31 protein-coding genes and 1 tRNA gene are annotated in these 26,337 nt (G+C 58.8%); 23 read left to right on the forward strand and 9 right to left on the reverse strand.

From position 1 onward, the window contains the following. Positions 1-94 precede the first annotated feature (94 nt). The 8 genes from ATY80_RS06835 to ATY80_RS06870 all read left to right on the forward strand — a co-directional run bounded on the left by ATY80_RS06835 (position 95) and on the right by ATY80_RS06870 (position 7,571). Positions 95-532 (forward strand): DUF6163 family protein, encoded by a 438-nt coding sequence (locus tag ATY80_RS06835; RefSeq protein ID WP_088691735.1) that lies wholly within the window; start codon positions 95-97, stop codon positions 530-532. Positions 533-662: 130 nt separating this feature from the next. Beyond that, positions 663-1,178 (forward strand): MarR family winged helix-turn-helix transcriptional regulator, encoded by a 516-nt coding sequence (locus ATY80_RS06840; RefSeq protein ID WP_088691736.1) that lies wholly within the window; start codon positions 663-665, stop codon positions 1,176-1,178. Between the two features lie 187 nt (positions 1,179-1,365). Continuing rightward, positions 1,366-2,211 (forward strand): glycosyl transferase, encoded by an 846-nt coding sequence (locus ATY80_RS06845; RefSeq protein ID WP_088691737.1) that lies wholly within the window; start codon positions 1,366-1,368, stop codon positions 2,209-2,211. A gap of 386 nt (positions 2,212-2,597) precedes the next feature. Next, positions 2,598-3,902: a L,D-transpeptidase family protein gene (locus ATY80_RS06850; protein ID WP_088691738.1), complete on the forward strand. Its 1,305-nt coding sequence runs from the start codon at positions 2,598-2,600 to the stop codon at positions 3,900-3,902. Between the two features lie 151 nt (positions 3,903-4,053). Beyond that, positions 4,054-5,352, forward strand: a complete 1,299-nt coding sequence (gene glyA / locus ATY80_RS06855) for a serine hydroxymethyltransferase (RefSeq protein WP_088691739.1) — start codon at positions 4,054-4,056, stop codon at positions 5,350-5,352. A gap of 9 nt (positions 5,353-5,361) precedes the next feature. Continuing rightward, a complete protein-coding gene (gene nrdR, locus ATY80_RS06860) occupies positions 5,362-5,838 on the forward strand; it encodes a transcriptional regulator NrdR (protein WP_007531462.1) in 477 nt (158 codons plus the stop codon). Positions 5,839-5,841: 3 nt separating this feature from the next. Further along, the gene (gene ribD / locus ATY80_RS06865; RefSeq protein WP_088691740.1) at positions 5,842-6,951 is read left to right on the forward strand and encodes a bifunctional diaminohydroxyphosphoribosylaminopyrimidine deaminase/5-amino-6-(5-phosphoribosylamino)uracil reductase RibD; all 1,110 of its coding nucleotides are present in this window, start codon (positions 5,842-5,844) and stop codon (positions 6,949-6,951) included. Next, positions 6,951-7,571 carry a riboflavin synthase gene (locus ATY80_RS06870; protein WP_088691741.1) on the forward strand — a complete coding sequence of 207 codons (621 nt, stop codon included), beginning with the start codon at positions 6,951-6,953 and terminating at the stop codon, positions 7,569-7,571. The genes ribD and ATY80_RS06870 overlap by 1 nt, the downstream gene beginning before the upstream one ends. Here ATY80_RS06870 and ATY80_RS06875 read toward each other — a convergent pair. The 3 genes from ATY80_RS06875 to ATY80_RS06885 form a co-directional block, all read right to left on the reverse strand. Then, the gene (locus ATY80_RS06875) at positions 7,534-8,070 is read right to left on the reverse strand and encodes a GNAT family N-acetyltransferase (protein WP_088691867.1); all 537 of its coding nucleotides are present in this window, start codon (positions 8,068-8,070) and stop codon (positions 7,534-7,536) included. The genes ATY80_RS06870 and ATY80_RS06875 overlap by 38 nt on opposite strands. 25 nt (positions 8,071-8,095) lie before the next feature. Then, the gene (locus tag ATY80_RS06880) at positions 8,096-8,599 is read right to left on the reverse strand and encodes a cupin domain-containing protein (RefSeq protein ID WP_088691742.1); all 504 of its coding nucleotides are present in this window, start codon (positions 8,597-8,599) and stop codon (positions 8,096-8,098) included. Positions 8,600-8,698: 99 nt separating this feature from the next. Further along, a complete protein-coding gene (locus ATY80_RS06885) occupies positions 8,699-9,049 on the reverse strand; it encodes a hypothetical protein (protein WP_088691743.1) in 351 nt (116 codons plus the stop codon). Between the two features lie 332 nt (positions 9,050-9,381). Here ATY80_RS06885 and ATY80_RS06890 point away from each other — a divergent pair, with 332 nt between their 5' ends. The 3 genes from ATY80_RS06890 (at position 9,382) to ATY80_RS06900 (ending at position 12,666) form a co-directional block, all read left to right on the forward strand. Then, positions 9,382-9,837 carry a 6,7-dimethyl-8-ribityllumazine synthase gene (locus ATY80_RS06890; RefSeq protein ID WP_007801069.1) on the forward strand — a complete coding sequence of 152 codons (456 nt, stop codon included), beginning with the start codon at positions 9,382-9,384 and terminating at the stop codon, positions 9,835-9,837. A 3-nt stretch (positions 9,838-9,840) separates the two neighbouring features. Then, the gene (gene nusB, locus ATY80_RS06895) at positions 9,841-10,323 is read left to right on the forward strand and encodes a transcription antitermination factor NusB (RefSeq protein WP_088691744.1); all 483 of its coding nucleotides are present in this window, start codon (positions 9,841-9,843) and stop codon (positions 10,321-10,323) included. Positions 10,324-10,530: 207 nt separating this feature from the next. After that, complete coding sequence (locus tag ATY80_RS06900) at positions 10,531-12,666, forward strand: sodium-translocating pyrophosphatase (protein ID WP_088691745.1); 2,136 nt, start codon at positions 10,531-10,533, stop codon at positions 12,664-12,666. A 70-nt stretch (positions 12,667-12,736) separates the two neighbouring features. Here ATY80_RS06900 and ATY80_RS06905 read toward each other — a convergent pair whose 3' ends face one another. Further along, a complete protein-coding gene (locus tag ATY80_RS06905) occupies positions 12,737-13,273 on the reverse strand; it encodes an outer membrane protein assembly factor BamE (protein WP_088691746.1) in 537 nt (178 codons plus the stop codon). 179 nt (positions 13,274-13,452) lie between these two features. Here ATY80_RS06905 and ATY80_RS06910 point away from each other — a divergent pair, with 179 nt between their 5' ends. From ATY80_RS06910 to ATY80_RS06940, 7 genes are all read left to right on the forward strand, one after another. Beyond that, entirely contained in the window at positions 13,453-14,043 is a 591-nt protein-coding gene (locus ATY80_RS06910; RefSeq protein ID WP_189637103.1) for a ubiquinol-cytochrome C chaperone family protein, read from the forward strand. Between the two features lie 10 nt (positions 14,044-14,053). Next, positions 14,054-14,608 (forward strand): DUF177 domain-containing protein, encoded by a 555-nt coding sequence (locus ATY80_RS06915; protein WP_088691747.1) that lies wholly within the window; start codon positions 14,054-14,056, stop codon positions 14,606-14,608. 103 nt (positions 14,609-14,711) lie between these two features. Beyond that, on the forward strand, positions 14,712-15,758 hold the full coding sequence (gene plsX, locus ATY80_RS06920; RefSeq protein WP_088691748.1) for a phosphate acyltransferase PlsX: 1,047 nt from the start codon (positions 14,712-14,714) through the stop codon (positions 15,756-15,758). A 19-nt stretch (positions 15,759-15,777) separates the two neighbouring features. After that, entirely contained in the window at positions 15,778-16,749 is a 972-nt protein-coding gene (locus ATY80_RS06925; RefSeq protein WP_088691749.1) for a beta-ketoacyl-ACP synthase III, read from the forward strand. A gap of 107 nt (positions 16,750-16,856) precedes the next feature. Beyond that, a complete protein-coding gene (locus tag ATY80_RS06930; protein WP_007531489.1) occupies positions 16,857-17,195 on the forward strand; it encodes an integration host factor subunit alpha in 339 nt (112 codons plus the stop codon). Positions 17,196-17,412: 217 nt separating this feature from the next. Beyond that, positions 17,413-17,955, forward strand: coding sequence for a MerR family transcriptional regulator (locus ATY80_RS06935; protein ID WP_088691750.1), 543 nt, complete (start codon positions 17,413-17,415; stop codon positions 17,953-17,955). A gap of 131 nt (positions 17,956-18,086) precedes the next feature. Next, positions 18,087-18,752, forward strand: coding sequence for an HAD family hydrolase (locus tag ATY80_RS06940; RefSeq protein ID WP_088691751.1), 666 nt, complete (start codon positions 18,087-18,089; stop codon positions 18,750-18,752). Between the two features lie 6 nt (positions 18,753-18,758). Here the strand turns inward: ATY80_RS06940 and ATY80_RS28860 are convergent, their stop codons facing one another. Together ATY80_RS28860 and ATY80_RS06945 are read right to left on the reverse strand one after the other, a co-directional pair. Beyond that, positions 18,759-18,911: a hypothetical protein gene (locus ATY80_RS28860; protein WP_189637096.1), complete on the reverse strand. Its 153-nt coding sequence runs from the start codon at positions 18,909-18,911 to the stop codon at positions 18,759-18,761. A 168-nt stretch (positions 18,912-19,079) separates the two neighbouring features. Further along, positions 19,080-19,514, reverse strand: a complete 435-nt coding sequence (locus tag ATY80_RS06945; RefSeq protein ID WP_088691752.1) for a CAP domain-containing protein — start codon at positions 19,512-19,514, stop codon at positions 19,080-19,082. 591 nt (positions 19,515-20,105) lie between these two features. On the opposite strand from ATY80_RS06945, the gene ATY80_RS06950 reads away from it, so the two are divergent. From ATY80_RS06950 to ATY80_RS06970, 5 genes are all read left to right on the forward strand, one after another. Beyond that, entirely contained in the window at positions 20,106-20,804 is a 699-nt protein-coding gene (locus tag ATY80_RS06950) for a glycosyltransferase (RefSeq protein ID WP_088691753.1), read from the forward strand. Between the two features lie 250 nt (positions 20,805-21,054). Further along, positions 21,055-21,924: a 3-deoxy-manno-octulosonate cytidylyltransferase gene (locus tag ATY80_RS06955; RefSeq protein WP_088691754.1), complete on the forward strand. Its 870-nt coding sequence runs from the start codon at positions 21,055-21,057 to the stop codon at positions 21,922-21,924. Between the two features lie 328 nt (positions 21,925-22,252). Beyond that, positions 22,253-22,329: transfer RNA gene (locus tag ATY80_RS06960), tRNA-Pro, on the forward strand. A 204-nt stretch (positions 22,330-22,533) separates the two neighbouring features. Beyond that, positions 22,534-22,749, forward strand: a complete 216-nt coding sequence (locus ATY80_RS06965; RefSeq protein ID WP_088691755.1) for a hypothetical protein — start codon at positions 22,534-22,536, stop codon at positions 22,747-22,749. Positions 22,750-22,926: 177 nt separating this feature from the next. Then, positions 22,927-23,139 carry a hypothetical protein gene (locus ATY80_RS06970; protein WP_088691869.1) on the forward strand — a complete coding sequence of 71 codons (213 nt, stop codon included), beginning with the start codon at positions 22,927-22,929 and terminating at the stop codon, positions 23,137-23,139. A 25-nt stretch (positions 23,140-23,164) separates the two neighbouring features. On the opposite strand, the gene ATY80_RS06975 is transcribed toward ATY80_RS06970, so the two are convergent. From ATY80_RS06975 to ATY80_RS06985, 3 genes are read right to left on the reverse strand one after another with little or no spacing between them, the layout of a single operon-like run. Then, positions 23,165-23,458, reverse strand: a complete 294-nt coding sequence (locus ATY80_RS06975; protein WP_088691756.1) for a helix-turn-helix domain-containing protein — start codon at positions 23,456-23,458, stop codon at positions 23,165-23,167. A 10-nt stretch (positions 23,459-23,468) separates the two neighbouring features. Then, a complete protein-coding gene (locus ATY80_RS06980) occupies positions 23,469-24,731 on the reverse strand; it encodes an O-antigen ligase family protein (protein WP_088691757.1) in 1,263 nt (420 codons plus the stop codon). Further along, positions 24,728-26,287 (reverse strand): undecaprenyl-phosphate glucose phosphotransferase, encoded by a 1,560-nt coding sequence (locus ATY80_RS06985; protein ID WP_088691758.1) that lies wholly within the window; start codon positions 26,285-26,287, stop codon positions 24,728-24,730. Before ATY80_RS06985 ends, ATY80_RS06980 begins: the two co-directional genes overlap by 4 nt. Positions 26,288-26,337 lie beyond the last annotated feature (50 nt).

The following is a 26,337-nucleotide window of genomic DNA, read 5'->3' on the forward strand; positions in this document are numbered from 1 at the left end:
CATTATCATGGCACGGACCAAATCCAAACCGGACGATTGGCCGCAATTGATGAGGCGCTGGCGAAGTCGCAACCGCAACCCTATTGTTCGAGACATGGACGCTGATTCCCCGACGATACCAAAACGGACGCTAACCAGCGTTCTCTTCATTCTGTTCCTGCGGCTTGTCGCCATTTCCTGCTTCTGGTTCGGATTGCAGTATTGGGCGATGCTCGTCGGCTATTCGCTGGTGGGGGCAGGGCGCTTCGATTTGCTCAGCCTTCCCTGGAAGGTCGCAAGCACCAGCCTTGCCGTTCTCTTCCCTGTCGCGTCTCTAGGCCTTTGGCTCGCCGTCTCCTGGGGGCCGGTTATCTGGGTGCTCGCGGCAGGCGGACAGATTATCATGCACGGCTTCGTGCCAGAGGTCTTTGGGGCCAATCGACTGATCGTTTTGCTGCATGTTGCGGTGGCCCTGGTCTATATGGGATTCCGCGCAGCCCTCTGGTACGAGAAGCGCAAGCGGCGCCAGCAGGTAAGCGTTGATTTACCCTGATACAACGCGGGGTTTCCGGTAAGGCACTGTTAAGCCTGCGGTTTAAGTAGAATTTTATTTGTATTCGATAGGGTCTGTCTCAAGGCGGGAAGAAAACCAACACCGCCAAACAAACAGTGAGGCAGTCATCATGAACACGAAAATCAAGCCGCAGACGGTATCGAACTTCCGTGACCAGCAGGAACAGGGCATCCGTGATCTTTACATGGAATCCCTTCATCTTGTTGAACGTCTTCACCGCCGTCTCCTCGACGTCATCAAGGATGAGTTCGACCGTCAGGGTCGCAGCGACGTCAACGCCGTCCAGGCGCTTCTTCTCTTCAACATCGGCAACTCCGAGCTGACCGCCGGCGAACTTCGCTCCCGCGGCTACTATCTCGGCTCCAACGTTTCCTACAACGTCAAGAAGCTAGTCGATCTCGGCTTCATCAACCATCAGCGCTCGCGCATCGACCGTCGCTCGGTCCGCATCAGCCTGACGGAAACCGGCCAGGACATCGCCGAAACCGTCGCCAAGCTCTATGAGCGCCACATTGGCTCGATCGACAAGGTTGGCGGCATCGGCACCGACGAATTCACGCAGATGAACAAGCTGCTGACCCGTCTGGACCGCTTCTGGAACGACAGCATCATGTATCGCCTGTAATCTCTTAAGCCAACTTCCCTGCTGGCTTATCGGACCTCCAAGGCATGAAAGGGCGCAACGGTATCCGTAGCGCCCTTTTCGCCGTTTGCTGCACTATGCGGGGGCTACATATTCGGCTGCCAACTTGATAATGACATTCGCACGGACCTTGGGGTTCTCGCGTGAAGTGAATCAGGAGTTGCAGGTTATGACGTCAGCTGTGTTGGCTGCGAGCGGTGGGGTGAAGCAGGTCATCTGCATCAGCTGGGGAACGAAGTACGGGGCTCCCTTCATCAACCGGCTGTACGCGATGGTGAAACGCAACATCACGCCGCCCTTCACCTTCACGTGCTTCACCGACAGCCGCGCCAACCTGAATCCGGAAATTCTCTGCGAGGACCTGCCGCCGCTGGATGTCGAAAACATGCCAGTCCGGACGAAGGGCATCTGGCCCAAAGCACGGCTTTGGGGGCCGAAGCTTGGCAATTTGAGTGGTCCGGTTCTGTTTCTCGACCTCGATCTGGTTATTGTCGGTTCACTCGATGCCTTCTTCGAGGTCGGCGGGCCTGATGATGTTGTCCTCTCGCGCAACCAGACGACGCCCTTCGAGCGCCTCGGGCAGACCTCGCTCTTTCGGTTCCCTGTCGGCAAGCTCGTTCCGTTGCAGGAGAAGTTTCGCGCCGACCCGCAAGGCGTTGCCGACAAGTACGAGTTCGAACAGCGGTTCGTGACGCGAAATGCGCCCGGTGGCGCGAATTTCTTTCCACGCCGATGGGTGCTGCATTTCAAGCAAGACTGCTGTTGGCCTTTCCCTCTGCATTATTTCCTGACGCCGCGCCTCCCTGCTGACGCGCGGGTGATCCTTTTTCCTCGCGATTTCCATCCTCAGTTCGCGGTTGAAGGGCGGTTCGGGCTGAAAGGCCGTGCCGCGCCGCCGCTCGATCACATCCGTCATATGTTCGATCCGGAGTGGAGACGAAACAAATCGCTGTTTCGTTATCTGCGCCATTACATCCGCCCGACGCCGTGGGTGGCAGACCACTGGCGCGAGTAATCCGCACCCCCCCGGCGATTTCGTGACATCTTTGCAACGCATGGCAGGCAAGCATAATCGCCTGTATTCAAGCCGTTTTTTAGCCGCTATTAACCGCCACATTCTGTGGATTGGTATGGTTTTTGCGTATCATCCCGCCACCGACGGTTGAGCGCGGTGCAGGACGACACGAATTGGCCATATTAGCATGTCAGCGGAAATGCACGGCAAATGGCGCTTCTCAATTGAGGTCCGGTAACCTCGCCCTCCCTGCTCGCAATCATGTGATCGCCGGCAGGGACATTGTGTGATGCGCCTTAGGGACGGGTTGGTAGAGATTTGCGTTTTCGCAGGGATAGCGAAGGTCGCCGGTCTCGCAAGCAGCGGCAATTTAGTGGTTGGGATGAATGTCGAAGAAAATCGGAACTGAAGCTTTTTCTCGCCGGGCGTTTCTGACGTCTGCGGCAATGGTTGGTGCGGGCGCCTTGGCTGCCCCCGCATTCGCGCAGTCGGCGATCGATTCGCTCATCAATGCCCCGCAGCGCGGCGATTGGGATGACCAGTTCGATGCAAAGGCGGCATCCCGTACAGCGACGGCCGTCGTTTCCAACACGCCGATTCTCGGACCACAGTCAGTGCCGAGCATCCAGCAGGCAATCGCCCAGTATCAGCAGATCGCGTCCGCTGGCGGTTGGCCGGAAGTGAGCCCAAGCCAGCAGCGTCTGCAGATCGGCGTAACTGATCCCGCCGTCCAGAGCCTTCGTCAGCGCCTGATCATCACCGGCGACCTTCCGCGCGAAGCAGGCATTTCCAGTGCTTTCGACTCCTACGTCGACGGCGCGGTCAAGCGCTTCCAGGCACGCCATGGTCTCCCGGCTGACGGTGTTATCGGCGAGTTCACCCTGAAGGCGATGAACATTCCGGCTGATGTTCGTCTGCAGCAGCTGAACACCAACCTCATCCGCATTCAGACCTTCCCGGAAGAACTGGGGCGCCGCCATGTGATGGTGAACATTCCGGCCGCTTATGTTGAGGCGGTAGAGGATGGCAGCGTTGCCACGCGCCATGCAGCCGTTGTCGGTCGCCTCAGCCGTCCGACGCATCTCGTCAACTCGAAGATTTACGAGGTCATCCTCAATCCGTATTGGACCGCACCGCGCTCGATCGTCGAAAAGGACATCGTGCCGCTGATGCGCAAGGATCCGACCTACCTGGAGAAGAATGCCATTCGCCTGATCGACGGCAAGGGCAACGAGGTGGCTCCTGAGACGGTCGATTGGAATGCCGAGAAGGCACCGAACCTGATGTTCCGTCAGGACCCAGGCAAGATCAATGCTATGGCCTCCACGAAGATCAATTTCTACAACAAGAACGGCGAGTACATGCACGACACGCCGCAGCAGGGCCTTTTCAACAAGCTGATGCGCTTTGAATCTTCCGGCTGTGTTCGCGTTCAGAACGTTCGCGACCTGACGACGTGGCTGCTGCGCGAGACCCCGCCGTGGTCGCGTCAGCAAATGGAGCAGGTCATCACGACCCGCGTCAACACGCCGATCAAGCTTGCTGAAGAAGTGCCGGTTTACTTCGTTTACATTTCCGCGTGGGGTATGCCCGATGGCGTCGTACAGTTCCGCGACGATATCTACCAGCTCGACGGCAATGCAGAACTCGCGCTCGACACGACGGCGGGCACGGAGCAGCCGGTTCAGTGAGGCTTCAGCCTCTTGTTCACTTTCAAGACCGCGTCTTTCGAGGCGCGGTTTTTTGTTGCGCGTAGATTGCCTAGCAAATGTCGTTCTCCGTATTGCCCTTGGCAGGGCGGGGCGCTAATACCTTCGCGCATTCCAGTTGAGGAGCCCGCCCATGACAAATGCTTCCACCCAGACCTTCTTCAATCGTTCGCTTGCCGATACCGATCCGGAAATCTTCAGCGCGATTGGCAAGGAACTCGGCCGTCAGCGGCATGAGATCGAACTCATCGCTTCGGAAAACATCGTTTCCCGTGCGGTGCTGGAAGCCCAAGGCTCCATCATGACGAACAAGTATGCCGAAGGCTACCCGGGCAAGCGCTACTACGGCGGCTGCCAGTTCGTCGATATCGCTGAAGAACTCGCGATCGAACGCGCCAAGAAGCTCTTCGGCGTCAACTTCGCCAACGTTCAGCCGAACTCCGGTTCGCAGATGAACCAGGCAGTCTTCCTGGCGCTGCTGCAGCCAGGCGATACCTTCATGGGCCTCGACCTCAACTCGGGCGGTCACCTGACGCACGGCTCGCCGGTCAACATGTCTGGCAAGTGGTTCAACGTCGTGTCTTACGGCGTGCGCGAAGGCGACAACCTCCTCGACATGGATGACGTCGCTGAGAAGGCACGTACCCACAAGCCGAAGCTGATCATTGCCGGTGGCACGGCCTATTCCCGCATCTGGGATTGGAAGCGCTTCCGAGAGATCGCCGATGAAGTCGGCGCATACCTGATGGTTGACATGGCTCACATCGCTGGTCTCGTCGCCGGTGGCCAGCATCCGTCGCCGTTCCCGTATTGCCACGTCGCAACCACCACGACCCACAAGTCGCTGCGTGGCCCGCGCGGTGGCGTGATCCTGACGAACGACGAGGATCTGGCAAAGAAGTTCAACTCGGCCGTCTTCCCGGGTCTGCAGGGTGGTCCGCTGATGCACATCATCGCCGCCAAGGCCGTCGCCTTCGGTGAAGCGCTGCAGCCGGAGTTCAAGGACTACGCCGCGCAGATCGTCAAGAACGCCAAGGCACTTGCCGAAACACTGATCGCCGGCGGCCTCGATGTCGTCTCCGGCGGCACCGACAACCACCTGATGCTCGTCGATCTTCGCAAAAAGAACGCGACCGGCAAGCGCGCGGAAGCGGCGCTCGGCCGCGCCTACATCACCTGCAACAAGAACGGCATCCCGTTCGACCCCGAGAAGCCTTTCGTCACCTCGGGCGTCCGCCTCGGCGCGCCGGCCGGCACGACGCGCGGCTTCAAGGAAGCGGAATTCAAGGAAATCGGCAACCTCATCGTTGAGGTTCTCGACGGCCTGAAGGTCGCCAATTCCGACGAGGGGAATGCAGCCGTGGAAGCCGCCGTCCGCGGCAAGGTGGTCGAGCTGACCAACCGCTTCCCAATGTACGACTACATCGGCTAAGAGTAGCGCATGCGCTGCCCATTCTGCGGATCGGAAGACACACAGGTCAAGGATTCACGCCCGGCGGAGGACAACACGTCCATCCGCCGCAGGCGTATTTGTCCTGATTGCGGCGGTCGCTTCACCACCTTCGAGCGCGTGCAGCTGCGCGAGCTGATGGTGTCGAAGAAGACTGGCCGCAAGGTGCCGTTCGATCGCGACAAGCTGGTGCGCTCCTTCGAGATCGCATTGCGCAAGCGTCCCGTCGACCGCGACCGCATCGAGCGTGCGGTCTCCGGCATCGTCCGGCGCCTGGAAAGCTCCGGCGAAGTCGAGATTAGCTCCGAGCAGATCGGGCTTCAGGTGTTGGAAGCTTTAAAGAGCCTAGATGATGTGGGCTTTGTTCGCTACGCCTCGGTCTATCGGGATTTCTCGCACGCCGAGGATTTCGAGAAGGTCATTTCCGAGATCAACGCCAAGATCGCCCGCGATCCTCTGGACAACTAACTCATGAGCGCTTCGGAAGACGACGCGCGTTTTATGCAAGAGGCGATCCGCCTGGGTCTCCTGCATCTCGGCCAGACATCCACCAATCCTTCGGTCGGCTGCGTCATCGTGCGTGACGGGCAGATCGTCGGTCGTGGCGTGACGGCAGTCGGCGGGCGCCCGCATGCCGAGCCGCAAGCTCTGGCGGAGGCCGGCGAACTGGCACGAGGCGCCACGGCCTATGTGACGCTCGAACCCTGCTCGCACCACGGCAAGACGCCGCCCTGCGCGGAGGCATTGATTGCCTATGGCGTCGGTCGCGTCGTCATAAGCGTCATGGACCCGGACCCGCGTGTCTCGGGCAGGGGCATTGCCATGCTGCGCGATGCCGGAATCGAGGTCGAGGCCGGTGTTCTCGAAGACGAAGGCAAGCGTTCGCTCGCGGCCTACCTCACCCGGCAGACGAAGAACCGGCCGTATGTGACTCTCAAGCTTGCGGTTTCCGCCGACGGCATGATCGGGAAAAAGGGCGAGGGGCAGATTGCGATTACTGGGCCTGCCGCACGCGCCGACGTGCAGAAACTGCGGGCGGAAACTGATGCGATTCTGGTTGGGATTGGTACTGCGATTGCCGACGATCCCTTGCTGACGGTTCGCACCCCTGGACTAGAGACCCGCTCGCCGATCCGTATCGTGCTCGATGAAGAACTCTCCTTGCCGTTGGGCAGCAAGCTGGTTGCGACTGCCAAGCAGGTGCCGCTAATCGTCGTTGCGACCGAGCCGCCCCGCTTTGATGAAAGCGAGGACAAAGCCTTTCTCGCGCGCCGTGACGCTCTGGATCAGGCGGGCGTCGAGGTGGTCCAATGCAATCCCAACCGCCCGGACGAGCTGCTGCCTGCGCTCGCTTCGCGCGGCATTTCCTCGCTTGTCGTCGAAGGCGGTGCGCGGACGGCGAGACTCTTCCTTGATGCCGGGTACGTCGATCGCATCCTGCTTTATCAAGGCCCGGCGGTGATCGGTCAGGACGGTATTGAATCGCCGGTGACGAAGACCGATATGCCATCGGGTTTCCTGCATAGGGGCACCTTCACGCTTGGCGACGACCGCCTGGACGAATACGAAAGAGAGCTTTGATGTTTACCGGAATTGTCACCGACGTCGGCACGATCGAATCCGTTTCCTCGCTCAAGGAAGGCATCAAGCTGCGTGTCGCCACTGCCTACGATCCGGCGACCATCGACATGGGCGCTTCGATCTCACACTCCGGCATCTGCCTGACCGTGACTGGTCTGCCGAGCGACGGCAGCAATGGTCGCTGGTTCGAGGTCGAAGCCTGGGAAGAGGCGCTGCGTCTGACGACGATCGGGACGTGGAAGGAAGGCAGCCGCATCAATCTCGAGCGCTCGCTGAAGATCGGTGACGAACTTGGCGGTCACATCGTTTCCGGTCATGTCGACGGCAAGGCCGAGGTTCTCTCCGTCACCGAAGAGGGCGACGCGACACGCTTCCGCCTGCGTGCGCCCGAGCATCTGGCCAAGTTCGTCGCTCCCAAGGGCTCGATCGCCCTGGACGGCACGTCGCTTACCGTCAATGCGGTCAACGGCACGGACTTCGACGTCCTGCTGATCCGTCACACGCTTGAAGTTACGACCTGGGGTGATCGCAAGGCAGGCGACTTCGTCAATTTCGAAGTCGATACAATGGCCCGCTATGCCGCTAGGCTGGCAGAGTTCCCGACCGCGAAAGCAGAATAACGTCTCCGTTATAGTTGCATCGCTGCACCTCGCGGAAGCCGAGCTTGCGCGCAAGCCGCAGCGAGGGGCCATTCTCTGGGTCGATGATGCAGGTCATTGGCTTGGAGGGGAACCGTTCTTCCGCCCAGGCGATCAGCGCCGTGAGTGCTTCGCTGGCGTAGCCGTGCCCCTGCGCGAAGGGCATCAGTCCCCAACCGGTTTCCAAAGTGCCTTCCGTGGAGACGGGATGCATGTCCCGCTTCATGTCGAGGAAGCCGGCTTCCCCGATAATGCGCCCTGACTGCTTTTCTTCGATCGCCAGGAAGCCGAAGCCCATGTGATGCCACATGCCTGCGACGCGCAGCATGCGTGCCCAGGCTTGCTCGCGGGTTGAGGGCACACCCCCGATGAAGCGCACCACCTCTTCGTCGCTCCACATCGTCACGTAGTCTGAAAAATCGTCGACAGTGTGCGGGCGCAGCAGTAGCCGCGCTGTCTCGATGGTCGGAATGTTGGTCATTTCGAAGTGTTCTCTCGGATGGAAGTCATGCGCCGGGCTCGCCATCCCAGTAGTCTAACTTGTCACGCTCGCAGCCGATAAAGCGAAAGCGGTTCGCTTGTTCCCCGTCGCGATTGGTCTTGGCGAGAAACTTGCCGGAATCGGGGTATTCGACGATTTCGGTTTTCGCCTTGGTGGAGATGCCGAGATAGATCAGCGGAGTCGAACCCGTGTTCATGATCTGATGGGCGGTCTCTTGTCCTCCTGCTGGAGCGCCAAGGGCGTCGCCCTTCCGGATGGGGTAGCGGTCCGGGCCGAAGCGATATTCACCCGTGCCTTCAATAACGAAAAACAGCTCGTCCTCCACGTGATGGTTGTGGAATGGGCAACTGGATTTGCCGGGTGGAACTTCGTTGTAGCTTATGCCGAGACCGGCGAGGCCGAGGAGCGAGCCGAACGAGGCGTCCGCGCCTTCGTACAGGTCTCCTTGCTTCCAATGCTCAAGCTTCAAATCGGCGATGTTAATGACGGGCTTCGATACGCCGGACATTTTTCTCTCTCCTGTTTCGGGAGAGGAGGCACCATCCCGCGAGAAAATACAACCACAAAGCATCATGCTGGCGACATCCTTTCGCTGTCGCCCTTGCTTTCATCGATAGTAGACGGTGATGCCGCCATCCGCGGCCTGGTCAGCGTTGACGATGTTTCCCAGCAGTACGCCTCTGGCGTTGCGTTGATGCACGAGAGGCTTGTTCACCGCAATGGCAGCGCGGATCATTTGGATATCGCTCACGCTGCGTGCGGTATGGGACTTCGGTTCTCTTATATTTCCCGAACCGCCGTGATCGTACACCTGCCGAACGTCGAGATTTCCGCCGCTGAAGCTTCGGAGCGTTCGTTCGATTCCCCAGGGGGCGTTCGTGTCTAAGCTCTCCGCACGACTGGCATCTGCGAAGGCAAGGGTAGCGACTGCGGAGGCGATGGCGGCAACGCGATTCATGGGAATATCCTTTCATCTGCTCTAGCGATCGGCCGTTGGTGGTGGATCGCCAGCGTTACACAGCTCAAATAGGTGTCCGGATCATCCGCCTTCAACCAACAAGTATCTGGAATTTAGTCACAAATTGTTCATGACAATCGCCCTTCATTTGCCATCTTCGAGGCGCGGGGCCGTCGCCGGCACAAGGTGATGCGAGGATCGTCCACCATGTCCTTGCCGTGATTCCGGATTTGCATCCAAAACAAGTTCGGAATTTGCTTGCCATTCCGGTCGCGGCATGTTTTGACCGCGGCCTGCCGAATGGCGAAGTCCTCTAGCTGCGAAGGTGAAGCATGGCGCGAGAAACCGCTCCCCACATTTTGATCGTCGAAGCACGCTTCTACGACGACATGGCCGATGCCTTGCTTGAAGGCGCGACCTTCGCCTTGAAGGAGGCCGGCGCCACCTATGAGGTCGTCACCGTTCCCGGCGCTCTCGAAATTCCGGCGGCGATTGCCATGGCGCTCGACGGAGCAGATAATGATGGTACGCAGTATGACGGATATGTCGCCCTTGGCATGGTTATCCGCGGCGAGACCTACCATTTCGATATTGTGTCGAATGAATCCTCGCGCGCTCTGATGGATCTCGCTGTGAGCGAATCCCTTGCCATTGGCAACGGCATTCTGACTGTTGAGAATGACGATCAGGCATGGGCTCGCGCCCGCCGTTCGGACAAGGACAAGGGCGGATTTGCCGCCCGTGCAGCTCTCACAATGATCGAGCTGAAGAAGAAGTTGGGTGCATAACGAATGAACAACGAGAACTCGGAGCGTCCGGTCAAGACTGCAAATCAGCGAGGTGCTGCGCGCTTGGCTGCTGTTCAGGCGCTCTACCAGATGGATATTGGTGGCACCGGCGTGCTGGAGATCGTGGCCGAATACGAGGCGCATCGCCTCGGCCAGGAACTCGATGGCGAGACCTATCTCAAGGCCGACCCCTCCTGGTTCCGCTCCATCGTCTCCGGCGTCGTGCGAGAGCAGCGTCGCCTCGATCCGATGATTGCGTCCGCTCTACAGGACGACTGGGCATTGTCGCGCCTCGATAGCACCGTCCGCGCGATCCTGCGTGCCGGTGTCTTTGAAATCCTGGATCGCAAGGATGTTCCCGTCGCGGTCATCGTGACGGAATACGTCGAAATCGCTCAGGCCTTCTTCAGCGACGATGAGCCCAAGCTCGTCAACGCCGTGCTTGACCGCATCGCAAAGCAGGTCCGCGGCGAAGCCAAGAAGTAGCGTTCTGCCGGGCCGGCAGGCTCGACCTCCCCAAATTCTCCGTTCCCATTGTGCTGCAAGGGCTTTTGGCCCTTGCGGGCTTGACGCGCCGTTTTCCTCCACGCAATCTCCGGCCGACGTTGCAGCATTTCTGTGGGAGGAAATCGAGTCGGCGTGTTCGCAGCCGGAGAGGGAGTGAGCTCCGGCTCTTTTGGAGGAAAGAGCGAAATGAGCATTCTTTTATGGGTAATAGCGTGCGGTCTGCTCTCGGTGGTCTATGCCATCTGGGCAACCCGGTCGGTGCTTGCCGCCGATCAGGGCAACAAACGCATGCAGGAAATTGCAGGCTATATTCGTGAAGGTGCGCAGGCCTACCTGACGCGCCAATACAAGACAATCGCAATCGTCGGCATCGTTGTTTTCATTGCAGCCTGGCTGCTGCTCTCCGGCACGGCTGCAATCGGTTTCCTCATCGGCGCGGTTCTGTCCGGCGCCGCAGGCTTCATCGGCATGCACGTCTCGGTGCGCGCCAACGTTCGCACGGCTCAGGCCGCGTCCCAGAGCCTGTCTGCTGGACTTGAGATCGCATTCAAGTCGGGTGCCATCACCGGGCTTCTGGTAGCCGGCCTCGCCCTTCTGGGCGTGTCCATCTACTACTATGTTCTGACTGTCGTGCTTGGGCACGAAGGCAGCTCTCGCGAAGTCATCGATTCATTGGTCGCGCTTGGTTTCGGTGCGTCGCTGATTTCGATCTTTGCCCGTCTCGGCGGTGGTATCTTCACCAAGGGCGCAGACGTCGGCGGTGACCTTGTCGGCAAGGTGGAAGCAGGCATTCCCGAAGATGATCCGCGCAACCCCGCTACGATTGCCGATAACGTCGGTGACAACGTCGGCGATTGCGCCGGCATGGCGGCCGACCTTTTCGAAACCTATGCCGTATCCGTCGTCGCGACGATGGTTCTCGCTGCGATCTTTTTCGCCGGCGCGCCCCTTCTTCAATCGGCGATGCTGTATCCGCTCGCAATCTGCGGCGCGTGCATCATCACCTCGATCATCGGCACCTTCTTCGTCAAGCTCGGCAGCAATGGCTCGATCATGGGCGCTCTCTACAAGGGCCTCATCGTCACCGGCCTGCTGTCGATCATCGGTCTCGGTGCTGCAACGTCGCTGACGATCGGCTGGGGCCCTGTCGGCACCGTCGGCGGCGCAGAGATCACGGGGACCAATCTGTTCGCGTGCGGACTGGTTGGTCTTGTCGTCACGGCTTTGATCGTCGTCATCACCGAGTACTACACCGGCACCAACAAGCGTCCGGTCAATTCGATTGCTCAGGCATCGGTGACGGGCCACGGCACGAACGTCATCCAGGGCCTTGCGGTCTCGCTGGAATCGACGGCGCTGCCCGCGATCGTCATTGTGGGCGGTATTCTGGCGACCTATCAGCTCGGCGGTCTCTTCGGAACCGGCATCGCGGTAACCGCAATGCTCGGTCTCGCAGGCATGATCGTCGCCCTCGACGCCTTTGGACCGGTCACGGACAACGCCGGCGGTATCGCCGAGATGTCGCATCTGCCGCCTGAGGTGCGCAAGTCGACCGACGCGCTTGATGCGGTCGGCAACACGACGAAGGCAGTAACCAAGGGCTATGCGATCGGTTCCGCCGGTCTCGGCGCGCTGGTGCTGTTTGCCGCCTATTCGAATGACCTGCAGTACTTTGCAGCGCATGGCGACCAGTATCCGTACTTCGCCAATATCGGCACGATCTCGTTCGAGCTGTCGAATCCGTACGTCGTCGCCGGCCTGCTGTTCGGTGGATTGATCCCGTATCTCTTCGGCGGTATCGCGATGACCGCTGTAGGGCGCGCGGCCGGATCGATCGTCGAGGAAGTGCGCCGGCAGTTCCGCGAAAAGCCGGGCATCATGGCTGGGACGGAGCGTCCTGACTACGGCCGGGCCGTAGACCTGCTGACGAAGGCTGCCATCCGCGAGATGGTCATTCCATCGCTCCTGCCGGTGCTGGCGCCGATCGTCGTCTACTTCGGCGTTTTGATCATATCCGGCTCGAAAGCCTCTGCCTTTGCGGCATTGGGCGCATCGCTGCTCGGCGTAATCATCAACGGCCTGTTCGTTGCGATCTCGATGACCTCGGGCGGTGGTGCGTGGGATAACGCCAAGAAATCCTTTGAGGACGGCTTCGTCGACAAGGACGGTGTTCGCCACATGAAGGGATCCGACGCTCACAAGGCCTCGGTCACCGGCGACACGGTCGGCGACCCCTACAAGGATACAGCCGGTCCGGCCGTCAACCCGGCGATCAAGATCACCAATATCGTGGCACTTCTGCTTCTTGCGGTTCTGGCCTGAGGCTAACCACGAACACTAAAAAACCCGCCGGAGCGATCCGGCGGGTTTTTCTTTGAGAGTTCTGACGCCGCTAGCGCAAGCTGGCCGGGTTCTGCGGCGAGGCCGGCTGCGAGGTGCCGCCACCGAAGAGGCCCTTGGCAGCGTTCGCGGCACTGCCGCCCGACAGGAGTTGCTGCAGGAAGGTGAAGTCCTTCCCGCCCGTCGGGGTAACGCGGTTAATCGTATCGAATACCTTGCCATCCTTGAGCGTGTAGTTCGCGCGGCGTGTAACGATGCCGTCCTTGTCGAAATAGATCGCCAGAACGCTCTGGTCGACGACTTTCAGCTTCTGGAAGGCCATGGATCGTTCGCGACGCTGCGAAATGTAGTAGAAGACCTCGGTGTCGAACGTCGCCGTTGTGGACGGTGTGCCGAGGGATAGGAGAACCTGCTCGCGGCTCGATCCTTCCGGTACGAGATTGAGGGACTGCTCGTCGGCAACATATCCACCGTTCAGGACGGTCTGCGTCTGGCAGCCTGAGAGTCCGGCGGAGGCGATCATGATGGCAATGGCGGCATTGCTGAGGAATTTTTTGTCAGACTTGAAATACCGTTTCGTCAACGACATCTACTCCCTAAAATTATGAATGGCAGCCACCGGCCTCAGATCGCTGATGCAAAACCATTGTGGCCATTCCGGGGTGAGATGTCCCGTTGGCTCATGCGGACAGATGGGGTGCTGTCCCGAAAGTGGCCACCTTCGGCATTGCAATTCGCGCCTGCTTCGGTAAACCAGCTTTCGAAATCATGCAACAAGGCCGGACGCCGCTTGGCGCCAAGAATGAGGCCTTTCCGGAAAAAACGATGATCTTCGGGCTCTTTGGCAAGAAAAACAACAACCAGGCAATCGTAGATCGGCAATATCAAGCATTGACGTCGGCCGCGCGGATGCCGGCACTCTATGAGCGCTTGAACGTCCCGGATACGGTCATGGGGCGTTTCGAAATGCTCTCGGCGGTGATGATCCTCTTCTTCCGGCGCACGCGAACGTCCGGGACCAGTGGTCAGGAGATCGCGCAGGAAATCGTCGACGCTTTCTTCGAGGATATCGATTACTCCATCCGTGAGCTCGGGATTGGTGACAACAGCGTGCCGAAACGCATGAAGAAGCTGGCCGGCATGTTCTATGGCCGCCTGGAGGCCTACTCCAAGGCGATGGACATCAGGGACACCGAAGGGCTTGCTGCAGCACTTGTCCGGAACATTCACCCCCAGGCGGATGAGCCAGTTGATATGCGCGGCCTCGCAGACTGGATGTTTGCTGCCGAGGACAATCTTTCGTCTCAGTCGGAAGACGTCATCGCGACAGGCTCCGCGACGCTCCCGAAGGTTGCCTGAGGAAAAGACGATGAAGAACAAGAGAGATGATGTGCCGTTCTCCTATCTGGTAAACGTCGGTCATATATCGGCCAATCCTGTCGAGGTGCGCCTGGAGGCAGACAAACGGGAGTTGGAGGATCTTGCCAAGAGCTGGAATGTCCTTTCCGTGGACAGCCTCAAGGCAGAGCTCCAGATCGCGCGGTGGAAGCGCGACGGTATCCGCATGAAAGGCAGGGTTCAGGCGAATATTGTTCAATCCTGCATCGTCACCCTTGATCCTGTCCCTTCTGCAATCGACGAGACTTTCGAGCAGATCTTCGTGCCCGAGAATTCGAAGCTCGCGCGTCGACCGGCCAACGATGCAGGTGAAATGGTACTCGACCCTGATGGTCCGGACCTTCCCGAGAGTTTTACCGGCGATACGATCGATGTAGGTGAGGTGGTGACGGAATTTGCGGCTCTTGCGATCGATCCTTATCCGCGCAAGCCAGGCGTTGAGTTCGCTGGTCACACAGAAGACACCGGAGAAAGCGATAAAAAGCCGTCCGCCTTCGCCGTGCTGAAGGATTGGAAAAAGGACTGAACCCCGTTGGGGATTTGACACAATTCAGTTGTAAGCGACGGGAAAACCGGTATTTTGGCCGAAATTTCGCCCGCCGGAGGCGAAAAATAAGGATCAGGGACGCGTGATCAGAATTTCTATCGACCTCATGGGTGGCGACTATGGTCCCCAGGTTGTCATCCCCGGCGCCGCTAAGGCACTGGAAAGACATCCCGATATTTCATTCGTGATGTATGGTTTGAAGGAACAATGCGAGCCGGTTCTCGACAGGTTTCCGAAGCTTAAGGAAAAGACCGTTTTCCACGATTGCGAACTGGCCGTCCGAATGGACGAGAAGCCGAGCCAGGCGCTTCGCCGTGGTCGCTATGTTTCCACCATGTGGCGGACGATCGAGGCGGTGAAGACGAAGGAAGCCGACGTTGCCGTGTCTGCCGGTAATACCGGCGCCTTGATGGCGATGGCCAAGTTCTGTTTGCGTACGATGGCCAACATCGAGCGCCCGGCGATCGCTGCGATCTGGCCGACGCTGAAGGGCGAGAGCATCGTGCTTGATGTCGGCGCGACGATCGGCGCGGATTCACAGCAGCTGTTGGATTTTGCCCTCATGGGTGGGGCAATGGCCCGTGCGCTGTTCGAGATCGAACGTCCGACGATCGGCTTGCTGAACGTCGGTGTCGAAGAGATCAAGGGCCAGGAAGAAGTGAAGGAAGCAGGTCGCCTGCTCCGCGAGGCAAACGTCGACTCGCTCGAGTACTATGGCTTCGTTGAAGGAAACGATCTTGGCAAGGGGACCGTCGACGTTGTCGTTACCGAAGGCTTCTCCGGCAATATCGCTTTGAAGGCGGCCGAAGGCACGGCGCGCCAGATCGGCGAATATCTGCGCGCCGCAATGTCGCGCACGCTGCTTGCCAAGATCGGCTACTTCTTCGCCAAGGGCGCATTCGACATGTTGCGCGAAAAGATGGATCCGAGCCGTGTGAACGGCGGCGTCTTCCTTGGCCTCAACGGTGTCGTCATCAAGAGCCATGGTGGCGCCAACGCCGAAGGCATCGCTGCTGCCATCGAGGTCGGCTACGACATGGCCAAGAATGGCCTCAATCAGAAAATAGAAAACGATCTTCAAAAGTATCATGCCAAGCGGCTGCCCCCGATCGGGCCGGAAGCCGCATGAGCGACGGGGTTTAAGCAATATGATCCGTTCAGTTGTTCGCGGGTTCGGAGCCGCACTTCCGAGACGCGTTATGACCAATCGCGACATGGAAGATGTCGTGGACACATCAGACGAATGGATTGTCCAGCGTACGGGCATCCGCCAGCGCTACATCGCCGGCGAGGGGGAGACGACGTCGTCGCTCGGTGAGGCTGCGGCGCGCGCGGCGCTCGACAGAGCCGGTCTGACGGCAGCCGACATCGATGTCATCATCTGTGCCACCTCGACGCCGGATAACACGTTCCCGGCGACCGCCGTCAACATTCAGAACCGCCTGGACATGCACCATGGCTTTGCGTTCGACGTCCAGGCCGTTTGCACGGGTTTCGTCTATGCCGTGACGACGGCCGATGCCTATATCCGCGGTGGCCTCGCCAAGCGCGTGCTGGTGATCGGTGCCGAGACCTTCTCGCGCATTCTCGACTGGAACGATCGGACGACCTGCGTCCTCTTTGGTGACGGCGCCGGCGCGATCGTGCTCGAGGCAGCGGAAGGCGAGGGCACGACTGCGGATCGTGGAGTGCTGACGGCGCATCTCCGCTCCGACGGCTCCCACAAGGAAAAGCTCTACGTGGATGGCGGGCCCTCGACGACAGGTACTGTGGGCAAGCTGCGCATGGAAGGCCGCGAAGTCTTCAAATATGCGGTCGGCATGATCACCGACGTCATTCAGGCCGCCTTCGATGCGACCGGGACGACGGCTGACGATCTCGACTGGCTCGTACCGCACCAGGCCAATCGCCGTATCATCGACGGCTCCGCCAAGAAGTTGCATATCGCGCCCGAGAAAGTAGTCATTACGGTTGATCTTCACGGCAACACGTCTGCGGCCTCGATTCCGCTCGCGCTGGCCACGGCCGCCGGCGATGGCCGGATCAAGGAAGGCGATCTGGTGATGCTTGAAGCGATGGGCGGCGGCTTCACCTGGGGCGCAGCGCTCCTGCGCTGGTAACGCGAAAATCCAAAAAACTACCGACGAACAAGAGCTTGACCGTGAGGCGCAAGACAAATACTCTTTGTTCGCTTTCATAATATAATTGGCAAATGGGCGGGGAAACCATGACCGGAAAGACAGTGACGCGAGCAGACCTGGCGGAATCGGTTTTTCGCAAGGTCGGTCTTTCGAGAACCGAATCTGCCGAGCTCGTAGAAACTGTCATCGACGAGATTTGTAACGCGATTGTTCGCGGCGAAACCGTCAAGCTCTCGTCTTTTGCGACCTTCCAGGTGCGCGACAAGAATGAGCGGATTGGTCGCAATCCTAAGACCGGCGAGGAAGTGCCGATTTCTCCCCGCCGCGTCATGACTTTCAAGGCGTCCAATGTCTTGAAGACGCGGATTCTCAAGGCGCATACTCTGCGCAAAACCAAGCAGAAGGCCGCGAATCCGGCTTCCTGATCGGGCTGAAGAGAGGGAATCTCCTCTCGCTCGGCGACAACAATCTGCAATCCTCCCTGAACGATCTGTGCGGTATTCAAGACGTGACTTGAATTCGCGGCGTCAAACCGTTGAAATATGATGAGTCGCGGCTCGGTTCTGACGTTCGTGAGACACAGCTGCGCCTCACCAGCCGAACAGACGCGCGGCGCACCCCGAGACCGCGTAGGGAGTAAGGATGTTGGATAAGAGCCCCGATGCGTTCCGCACCATCAGTGAGGTGGCGGACGACCTAGACCTTCCACAGCATGTCTTGCGCTTCTGGGAAACGCGGTTTCCTCAGATCAAACCGATGAAGCGCGGCGGCGGTCGCCGCTATTACAGGCCCGAGGATATCGATCTCCTGAAGGGCATTCGCCACCTGCTCTATGACCACGGCTACACGATCAAGGGCGTGCAGAAGCTTCTGAAGACCAATGGCAACAAGTTCGTCATCTCGATCGGACATGGCGATCTCGCCAGCGTGCAGGCGCTGACAGGCGGTCAGCAGGATGGCGCCGATTCTGCCGAACCGCGGGTCGGAATATCCGACGAGGACCAGGTCGTCGGCCGCGCCAAGCCGCCGATCACACGGCGCTTTTTCAATTTCGGGGGTAGTGATGAAGAGTCCCCCGAGATCTCGATCGGCAAGTCGAGCGTCGGCAAGGAGGATCGGGCTCTGCTACAGGAAGCGCTCTACGATCTCCTCGAATGCAAGCGCTTATTGGATCAGGTTCGTTGACCCTGTTTGCCGGCGCGGCGCAGCAACGGCTCAGTGAGTGAAGCGTCGCCAGCTCGGCGGATGCGCACGCGCCGTAGGGTGTCTATACGTTGGCACCGAGTTCGATTTCAGTCAGTACCAAGGAAACCTTCGTGATCGCGTCTCATTTCGTTCCGGGCAAATTCTACGACGCCTTCCTGTTCGACATGGACGGTACGCTGTTGAACTCGATTGCGGTGGTCGAACGCGTCTGGAGCGAATGGGCAATACGGCATGGATTCGAACCGGAGGTTTTTCTCAAGACGATCCACGGCATTCGCGCATCCGACGTCATTCGCCAGCTGGCGCTGCCGGGCGTCGATCCGGAGTACGAGGCAAGGCAATTGCTGAAGGAGGAGATGGAGGACGTTGGAGGCATCATCGAGATTCCCGGCGCGATCGATTTCCTGAACAGCATTCCGCTGGAAAAATGGGCGATCGTCACCTCGGCTCCGATCGAACTCGCCCGACGCCGCATGGCGGTGGCGGGCATTCCGATGCCGGTGGCGATGGTGAGCGGTGAAGAAGTGGCGGCCGGCAAACCGAGCCCGGAGTGCTACCTGCTGGGCGCAACGCGCCTCGGCGTCGATCCGACGAAATGTCTGGTATTCGAGGATGCCGTTGCCGGAATTCTCGCTGGCGAAGCGGCGGGCGCCGATGTGACGGTGATTACCGAAACGCATACGACGCCGTTCGTAACGCCGCATTTTTCAATCCCCGACTACCGGGGCTGGCGTGTCGACACCGGCCCCGACGGCCGCGTTGCGTTGGTCAAATAGCGGCTGCTAGTGCTTGCGCTGTTGCCGCGCCTGCTTCTTCATGCGCTCAAAAGCGGCAAGCATCTTTGCCTTGACCGAACCCAGTGTCCCGAGTTCATGCCCGCAGGTGAAGCAGACAAGGATATCGGTGTCGACGGGCTCCGGCCGCTCGAATTTCATTCGGGTGTTCCTGCATTTCGGGCAGGGGATCTCGATCTGCATGCTCTTATCCCTCGTGTTTCGCAGGTTTCTTATTCGGGGAGGGCTGGGCGAGCAAGCGTTTTCGATCCGGATGCCGGCGGCTGCAGGTTCCCGCGGTCCGCAGGTTCAGTCAAAATCTATGGGACACTATCTGCAAGCGAAGAAAGTCGAGTAGCCTCCGACTACGGATACTCCTGCATACCGCAGGTTGGGTCGAAGCAGGTTCGTGTTGTGACCTGGGGAGTTCCTCCATCCGGAAAAGAGCTGCTGCGGCGTCATATATCCAACACCGACGTTTTCCGAGCACACCACACTGAGGCCTGCAGCCCTTGCCTGAGCCGATCTTTGGCGGAAGCCATCGTGGCTGATGGCTCTTCGGACTGCTTGATATTGGCTATGTTGTCGGGCCAATGCTTTCAAAGTGCCATTTGCGGCCAGCGGAGACAGGCCGCGGCTCGCCCTGTAAGCATTGATGAGCGCCAACGTCTGGGCGCCAAAATCGCCGGTCGTCGTTGGCGGCTGCGCTGCACCTATACATGCCGAACTCAGAACCATAATTGCTATTGCTTGCAGGGTTTTCATGGTCAGCTTTCCCCATCTTGGCAACGATTCGCCTTTGATTGGTCTGCAATGAGCAGACACAAAGCAAGCAGCCTTGGCAACTGACGCGCGCCACGGGACTGCTATATCGCACAGAATACGTCGGCTCGGTCATCCTAGGTTTGCCCGAAAAGCCGAGCCCACATTGTGCTGCTGACGGCCTGTTCGCCATGGCGCTCTTAGAAGATGCCGAGGTCGTTCGCAACAATCCCCGGGGAGGCTGGGGCGGGACGGGCTTCGGCGCATGGATCAGTTTCGCATGCCCTGTGGACTGCTGCGTCGATCCCCTCCAAATTGCCGGATACCCACTTGAGGCGCGCGTAGATCGCGAAGTGTCCACATTTTTTGTCGTTTAAGGTGAGTTTTGTTGTTTACATTTGTTATTCACATTTGCTCAAATTGGACTTGAGCTCAGAGGAGCGTTTCTCACGCTCGACCGTAAAAAGCAGTAGGGGCATTCAATGCGCCCAAGGGCATCATCGTTTCGATGCGCGGCTAGCAGCAATCGGCGCTGACAAGAACAGCGCCGAGTGTTCCATCGGCCGCTGATTACTGAAGAAAAGGGGAGTGCGCATGGCAGAACTTTCGGTCTATATCGGTTGGGATTCACGCGAAGATATCGCCTATGAAGTCGCGAAGAAATCGCTGCTTGAACATGCCTCGATCGAGGTTGATGTGCATCCGATCAAGCTACAAGACTTGATCGATCGTGGCGTCTACACTCGCGCGGTCGATCCATTGGCGTCGACGGAATTCACCTATTCCCGGTTCTTTACGCCATGGCTTGCCGATTACAAAGGCTGGGCCTTGTTTTGCGATTGCGACTTCCTGTTCTTTGGCGACGTCGCTGACCTACTGCAGTATCGCAATGAAGACCATGCCGTTGCCTGCGTCCATCATGATTACACGCCGAAGGAAAGCGTGAAGATGGATGGAAAGGTCCAGACAACCTATCCGCGGAAGAACTGGTCCTCGTTCATGCTCTTCAATTGCGGCCATCCCTCCACCCGCAAATTGACGCCGGAACGCGTCAATGCGGAAACCGGTGCGTTTCTTCACCGCCTTCAATGGGCAGATGACAGCGAGATCGGGGAGATTCCGGAAGAGTGGAACTGGCTGGAAGGCTGGAGCTCGAAGCCGTCCGCCGGCTATCCCAAGGGTGTTCACTACACCAACGGCGGCCCTTGGTTCAAGAACTGGCAGGATGTCGAGTATGCCCAGAAGTGGCTCGACAAGGCGCTCGCGATCGATCCTCAGTTCGCGCCGGTGTGATGCTTGAATGTCGGCGTTTTCGTCAAGCTAAGTTCGTTGGATCGGCACGAGTAGCCTGCTTGTGGGCTTCCGTATCGCCCGAGGCACCGTTATAGGGACGAGCGGTGTAGAGAAACGGTGCCTTTTGGCGTCTTTGTTGGATGCCGGTGCGGCTGGTGAAAACCAGGACAGGCGAAGAAGTGGGAACGGCGATCGCGCAACTGTCGTGCACGCATTCCTTTAGTGCGACAACATAAACACGGTTTGGACGATGAGCAGATCTGATACCAGCGATCTAGAAGCGATGAACGCCACTCCTGCAGCGGCAATCAACTCGGAGGACTGGAGATCATTTTTTCTCGGCTACAGCGATATCGTCTTGGTCGCAAACAGCGACGAGGTCGATATTGATGAGCTGACGTCGCGCTTTCCTGAGACCACGCTCTTTGTCTTCTTCAACAAGGTCTACAAGGTCCTGAGCGAACCCTTTACGCGCGCTGCCGTTCTGGTGTCGCGAAGCGGAGCACAGGGAGCCAACCTTGTCAAAAGCGGCAAGGTGTCCAAGGTTCTCCCGTATTTTGATAAAGGCAGCTTCCTTGGGATCATCAATCTGACTATCGGTGGCAGCGAAAGGCCTAGCCCAGCTTCCGCATTTGGTGATGTGAAGGTCAGGCATCTGGATCTGACGGATGTGTTCGCTCCGTTTTATCCACCCACAAGTCTGCCAACCAGCGGATTTGCGTTGTGCTTTTGGCTCGCCAACCTCCAATTGGGAGTAAGGGTCACCCTGGCGGGCTTCTCGTCCAAGCGAAGCGAGCGCTATCAGGTTTTTGACGTTCATGACTGGACGTTCGAACAAGTGGTCCTGCGACTAATGTATCGCCGCGGGAAGATCGACATTCTTGGCCGCGAGCGGACCAATCCTTATGCCGAGCTTTCCGCACACTTTCCGGAATACTCTCCGACCGAGATTGCTTTCACGGCAAACGAGGTGTTGGGGGAGCGTCTCGTGAATTTGAGCTCAATCGTTGACAGGCTGATGCATGTGACGAGGTTCCTTCGTTTTGTCGATAGGACCTACAAGAAGCTGAAGCCAAAGACGCGGAAGGAAAAACGATGGGAGGCGATGGAGGGCAAGTAGGATCCATCGCACAGCGATAGCGAGCCGTTCACGCTGAAACGAATTCATCAGGCGATCCCAAGCCGGGTGCACTAGAACCTCTGCGTCCGTCGGCGCGTAGAGTTTCGCTTGACCGGGCGGCTCAGTGCCTGCCACGTTACGACCGGCCCAGTCGGCCCTGTTGACTTTCGATGAGAACGCAAGCGAACCGCCCGTCGTGGTCCCCTAGGACTTTCTATGTCGCAGCACGCTTCTCCTCGCGCTTCATTCCTTTTTATTCACCGCCGGCGATTTTCCTCTTGCGTGTGGAATCCCAAAAGACTAACAGGATCAGGCCGTTTCGGCAGGTCGGGGCGTAGCGCAGCCCGGTAGCGCACTTGACTGGGGGTCAAGGGGTCGCTGGTTCGAGTCCAGTCGCCCCGACCATTTACAAATCAACCTTCGGCACCCCCAGAAGCCCGGAGGTCATCATCGTGACATTGTCGAAAACCAATGTGTTGCGGTGCGAGCGCGCGCTCGTTCTCGAGTATTTCCGCTGCTCGTGGTGGAGCTCTTCAAAGCTTGCCTCGATAACTCGAATAATTATTAGAAGTGTGTAATATACGCCATGCAATTGTTGGTGGACGACGCATGGCGGACGGGAAGACCAGTGAAACATGTCGGGAATCTTTATCTGAGCCCTTTGGAGCTCTGATCGAGAAGGCGATATCATTGGGGTGGCCCGAGCACGAAGTTGCGCTGGCGCTGACCGAGCTGGCCGAGGCCTACGTTGTGAAGGTTAGTGCAAGGATCATCATTGAGGGCTCGCTCCAATCGCAGCGCGTCTCCGAGCGCTTGAAAAACTGAGGCCGGATTTGCGCGTCAAGCGGGCTCGGCAGGTGCGTTCACATAAATGTTTCTGCGGGAAATGTTGAGTTGATAAATGGCCGGCTCGGGAGCATAGTGACCGCGATCCCGGCTCTGGATGGGCGGCCGGCGATGATGTCTTCCGGTGTTTGTAGCCCCGATGGGTCCTTTGACATCATGCTCAAATCCCCAGTTCTTCCACGTGACCTACCGCTTTTCTCCGACGATCTCGATCTTCTGTCGGAGGTACTTGATGATGTCTGCACGGACCGTGGTCTTGCACGAAACACCTCGGCCGCCGAAACCATAGGCGCGCTCCTGATACAGCTCTACCGACAGGGCGTCAGAGATCAGGGCAAGCTCGCGGCACTCGCAAAGGCCTATTTGTAATCTCGAGTCTCTAAGAGGGGCCGGATCAATCGTCGTTCGCTGCATTGAGGTTTTCCGGGCGGATGCCTTCATCGACCCCTGTGCGGGCCCGCAATCTCACCCCTGGCCCGCCCTCATCGTGATTGCCGCTTGCGATGAAGATGATGCCCGCCGCTTCAAGCGCTTGCTTGACCGCGAGCAACGCGTGCGGCTCGCCGTCCTGCTCGTCGCGCTCCATTGTTTCGATGGTGGCAGCGGGCAGCCCGGATGCGGCTGCCAGTTGCTCTATGCTCATTCCGGTCATGGCGCGGGCGCCGCGCATTTGTGTGGCTGTGATCATGAATCAAAGACTAGCGCGCCGGCGCTCGTTCGCAAGTCCGACACGCCGTAAGGCCGCGTCTATAGCGCTGTTCGAGCGCAGCGCAGCCCCAGACGACCCCGAAAAGCAGGTAGACATGCCGCCAGTGGTCGATGTCGATGACGTTGCCGATCGCGGCATGCCCTAGCACCCCGATCCATGCAATCATCAGATAGGGCTGCCACGGGCGATCCTTGAGGAGATTCCTGAACCCGAGATAGATCGTCCAGCAAAGCATTGTGACATAGCTCAGAAAGCCGAGCCAACCGTAGCTCGTCAGCGATTTCAGCCAGACATTGTGCTCGTCCTCGGGGAACATCGTGCCAAAGACCAGCGGACCGATTCCAAGCGGTCGCTCCATCATCATCGTGAAGCCAATGCGGTGCCGATCGAAGCGACCGAGGTGTTCGCCATCATACTGCTGCACAAGCTGGGCGCGGGCCGAAAAGAGCGCACTGACCTTCGGGAACTGCAATGCAACGACGAGTGACCCGACCAACAGCATGATCGCGGCAAGCGACAGGATAAGGATCCGCAGGCGAAACGCGCCGGTGCGTTCCTTGAGCAACATGCAGAAGACCAGAAGGACAATGCCGAGAAGAAAGAGACCCCAGGCCGCACGCGAGAAAGACAGGAATACGCCAAGTGCCAGGATCAACAACGCAAAGGCTTTGATCGGAGACGTCCTCAAATTGCCGACAAGAATGCCATGGACGAGGTAGAGGGATGGAGGGACCAGGAATGGGCCGAATACGTTGGGATCCTGGAACGCACCCTTGGCGCGATCGTAGAGCGTGAAGACCTCAGCGCCGGGGAAGGCCTGAAAGTAGCCGAGGATTCCGAGCAGAGACGTTATAACGGCGGCGAACGCCCAGGCATTGAAAATGAGCGGGAGGCGCCGATGGCTGTCCTCGATAATCGCTGCGTAGAAGATCGCCGTGAGCGTGAGGAAGGTCGAGACCGCGACATACATCGGCCCAGTCCCGAGATCCTTCATTTGCGTCAGCGAAAGCATCCCGCCAACGTTAAAGGCAAGCAGCAATACGAGAAGCGGCGCCGTGAAGCGCGAAATCCTAAGACCCAGGATGAACCAGATGGCGAGAAGGGCGGCCATCCACAACTCGTAGGGTGCGGGTTCGTCGATGACGAAGCCGGAGAGGAAGACGCCAAAGGCGACCATCGCCGAACCAAGCAGCCGCAACGTTGCTCGTTGCGGCTGGGCAACGCGCAGAGGTGTTGCCTCGATCGCGCTCAATAGGCGTTTTCCGTATTGAACAACCGGAAGGGCGTGAGGAACAAGATTTTCAGATCGAACCAGAGCGACCAGTTCTCGATGTAATAGAGGTCGTAGGCCGTCCGGAACTTGATCTTGTCGTCGTGATCGACCTCTCCGCGCCAGCCATTGATCTGTGCCCAGCCGGTCACTCCGGGCTTCACGCGATGGCGCGCGAAATAGCCTTCAACGACATCGCCGAAGAGGCGGTCTCGCGCCTGGGCGAGAATGGCGTGCGGGCGTGGCCCAACCAAGGAGATGTCGCCCTTCAGCACGTTGAACAACTGCGGCAACTCGTCGATCGAACTCTTGCGAATGAAGCGTCCGACAGGTGTGACGCGCGGATCACCCTTAGTGACGGCGGCACGACCGGTGGGATCGCCCTTGTCGGCATACATCGAACGGAACTTGAAGATCCGGATGATCTCGTTGTTGAAGCCATGCCGGTTCTGCATGAAGAAGATCGGACCCTTCGAGGTCAGCTTGATGGCGATCGCTGTTGCCAGCATGATCGGCCACAAAAGCGCGAGTGCAAGAAGCGTAAAGAAGATGTCAAAGCAGCGCTTGGCGACCGAGTCCCAATCCCGGATCGGCTTGTTGAAGATATCGAGCATCGGGACCGCCCCAATGCGCGAATAGGCGCGCGGACGAAAGCGCAGGCGATTTGCGTGAGCGGCAAGGCGAATGTCGACCGGCAGGACCCAGAGCTTCTTCAGCAGCTGCAAAATGCGCGCCTCGGCGCTGAGCGGAAGCGATATGATCAGCATGTCGATGCGCGTGATGCGGACAAACTCGACCAGTTCGGCGACCGTTCCGAGCTTCGGATAGCCCGCGACCATGATCGGCGAGCGCTTCTCGCCGCGATCGTCGAAGATGCCGCAGATCCGGATATCGTTGTCGGGTTGCTGTTCGAGGACTCGGATCAGCTCCTTGGCCGGAGCTCCGCCGCCCACGATCACTGCGCGGCGCTCCATGATACCGTTACGCGACCAGTTGCGGATGCCATAAGCCATCAGGAAGCGAGAGGCGAGGAGGAAGATCGCGCCGATAACGAACCAGATAAAGTAGGCCGGCACCTCTGGCGAACTGACATTGCCGGCGAGTACGTTTGCACCAGTGACGATCACGAAGACCGAACCCCACACGGCAAAGACGCGTGGCAGCAGGCGTAGACGCGTGCGCAAGGCGGGGATCGAGTAGGTGTCGGCGATCTGGAGTCCACATACGAGGAGAGCTGCAACAATCGCGGCCGCGATAGAGCGGCCTAAAAGTGTCTCCGCCTCATTGCCCTGCCAGAGAAGGAATACAAGCAGCCCGATCAGAAACTGCGAAGCAAATTCGAACAGGCGGAATTGACCGATGATGATGGCAGGCGAACGGTTTCCAGCGCTGAATTGCTCGGCGATCTGACGGGCATAGCTATTGATCGGCTCCGACTGGGCCTCTTCATTCGCGTCTTCGCTGGGTCGGTTGATGTCTGAAATCTGCTTGCGCAGCGCTTCCAGGTCAAATTGATCGCTTTTCTCTGCCTTATTCATGAGGCTACCGCCGCTGGTTATCGGAACGGCAATAGCAGAAAGCCCCTAAG

The organism is Rhizobium sp. R711 (assembly GCF_002211365.1).
Classification (GTDB): Bacteria; Pseudomonadota; Alphaproteobacteria; order Rhizobiales; family Rhizobiaceae; genus Rhizobium.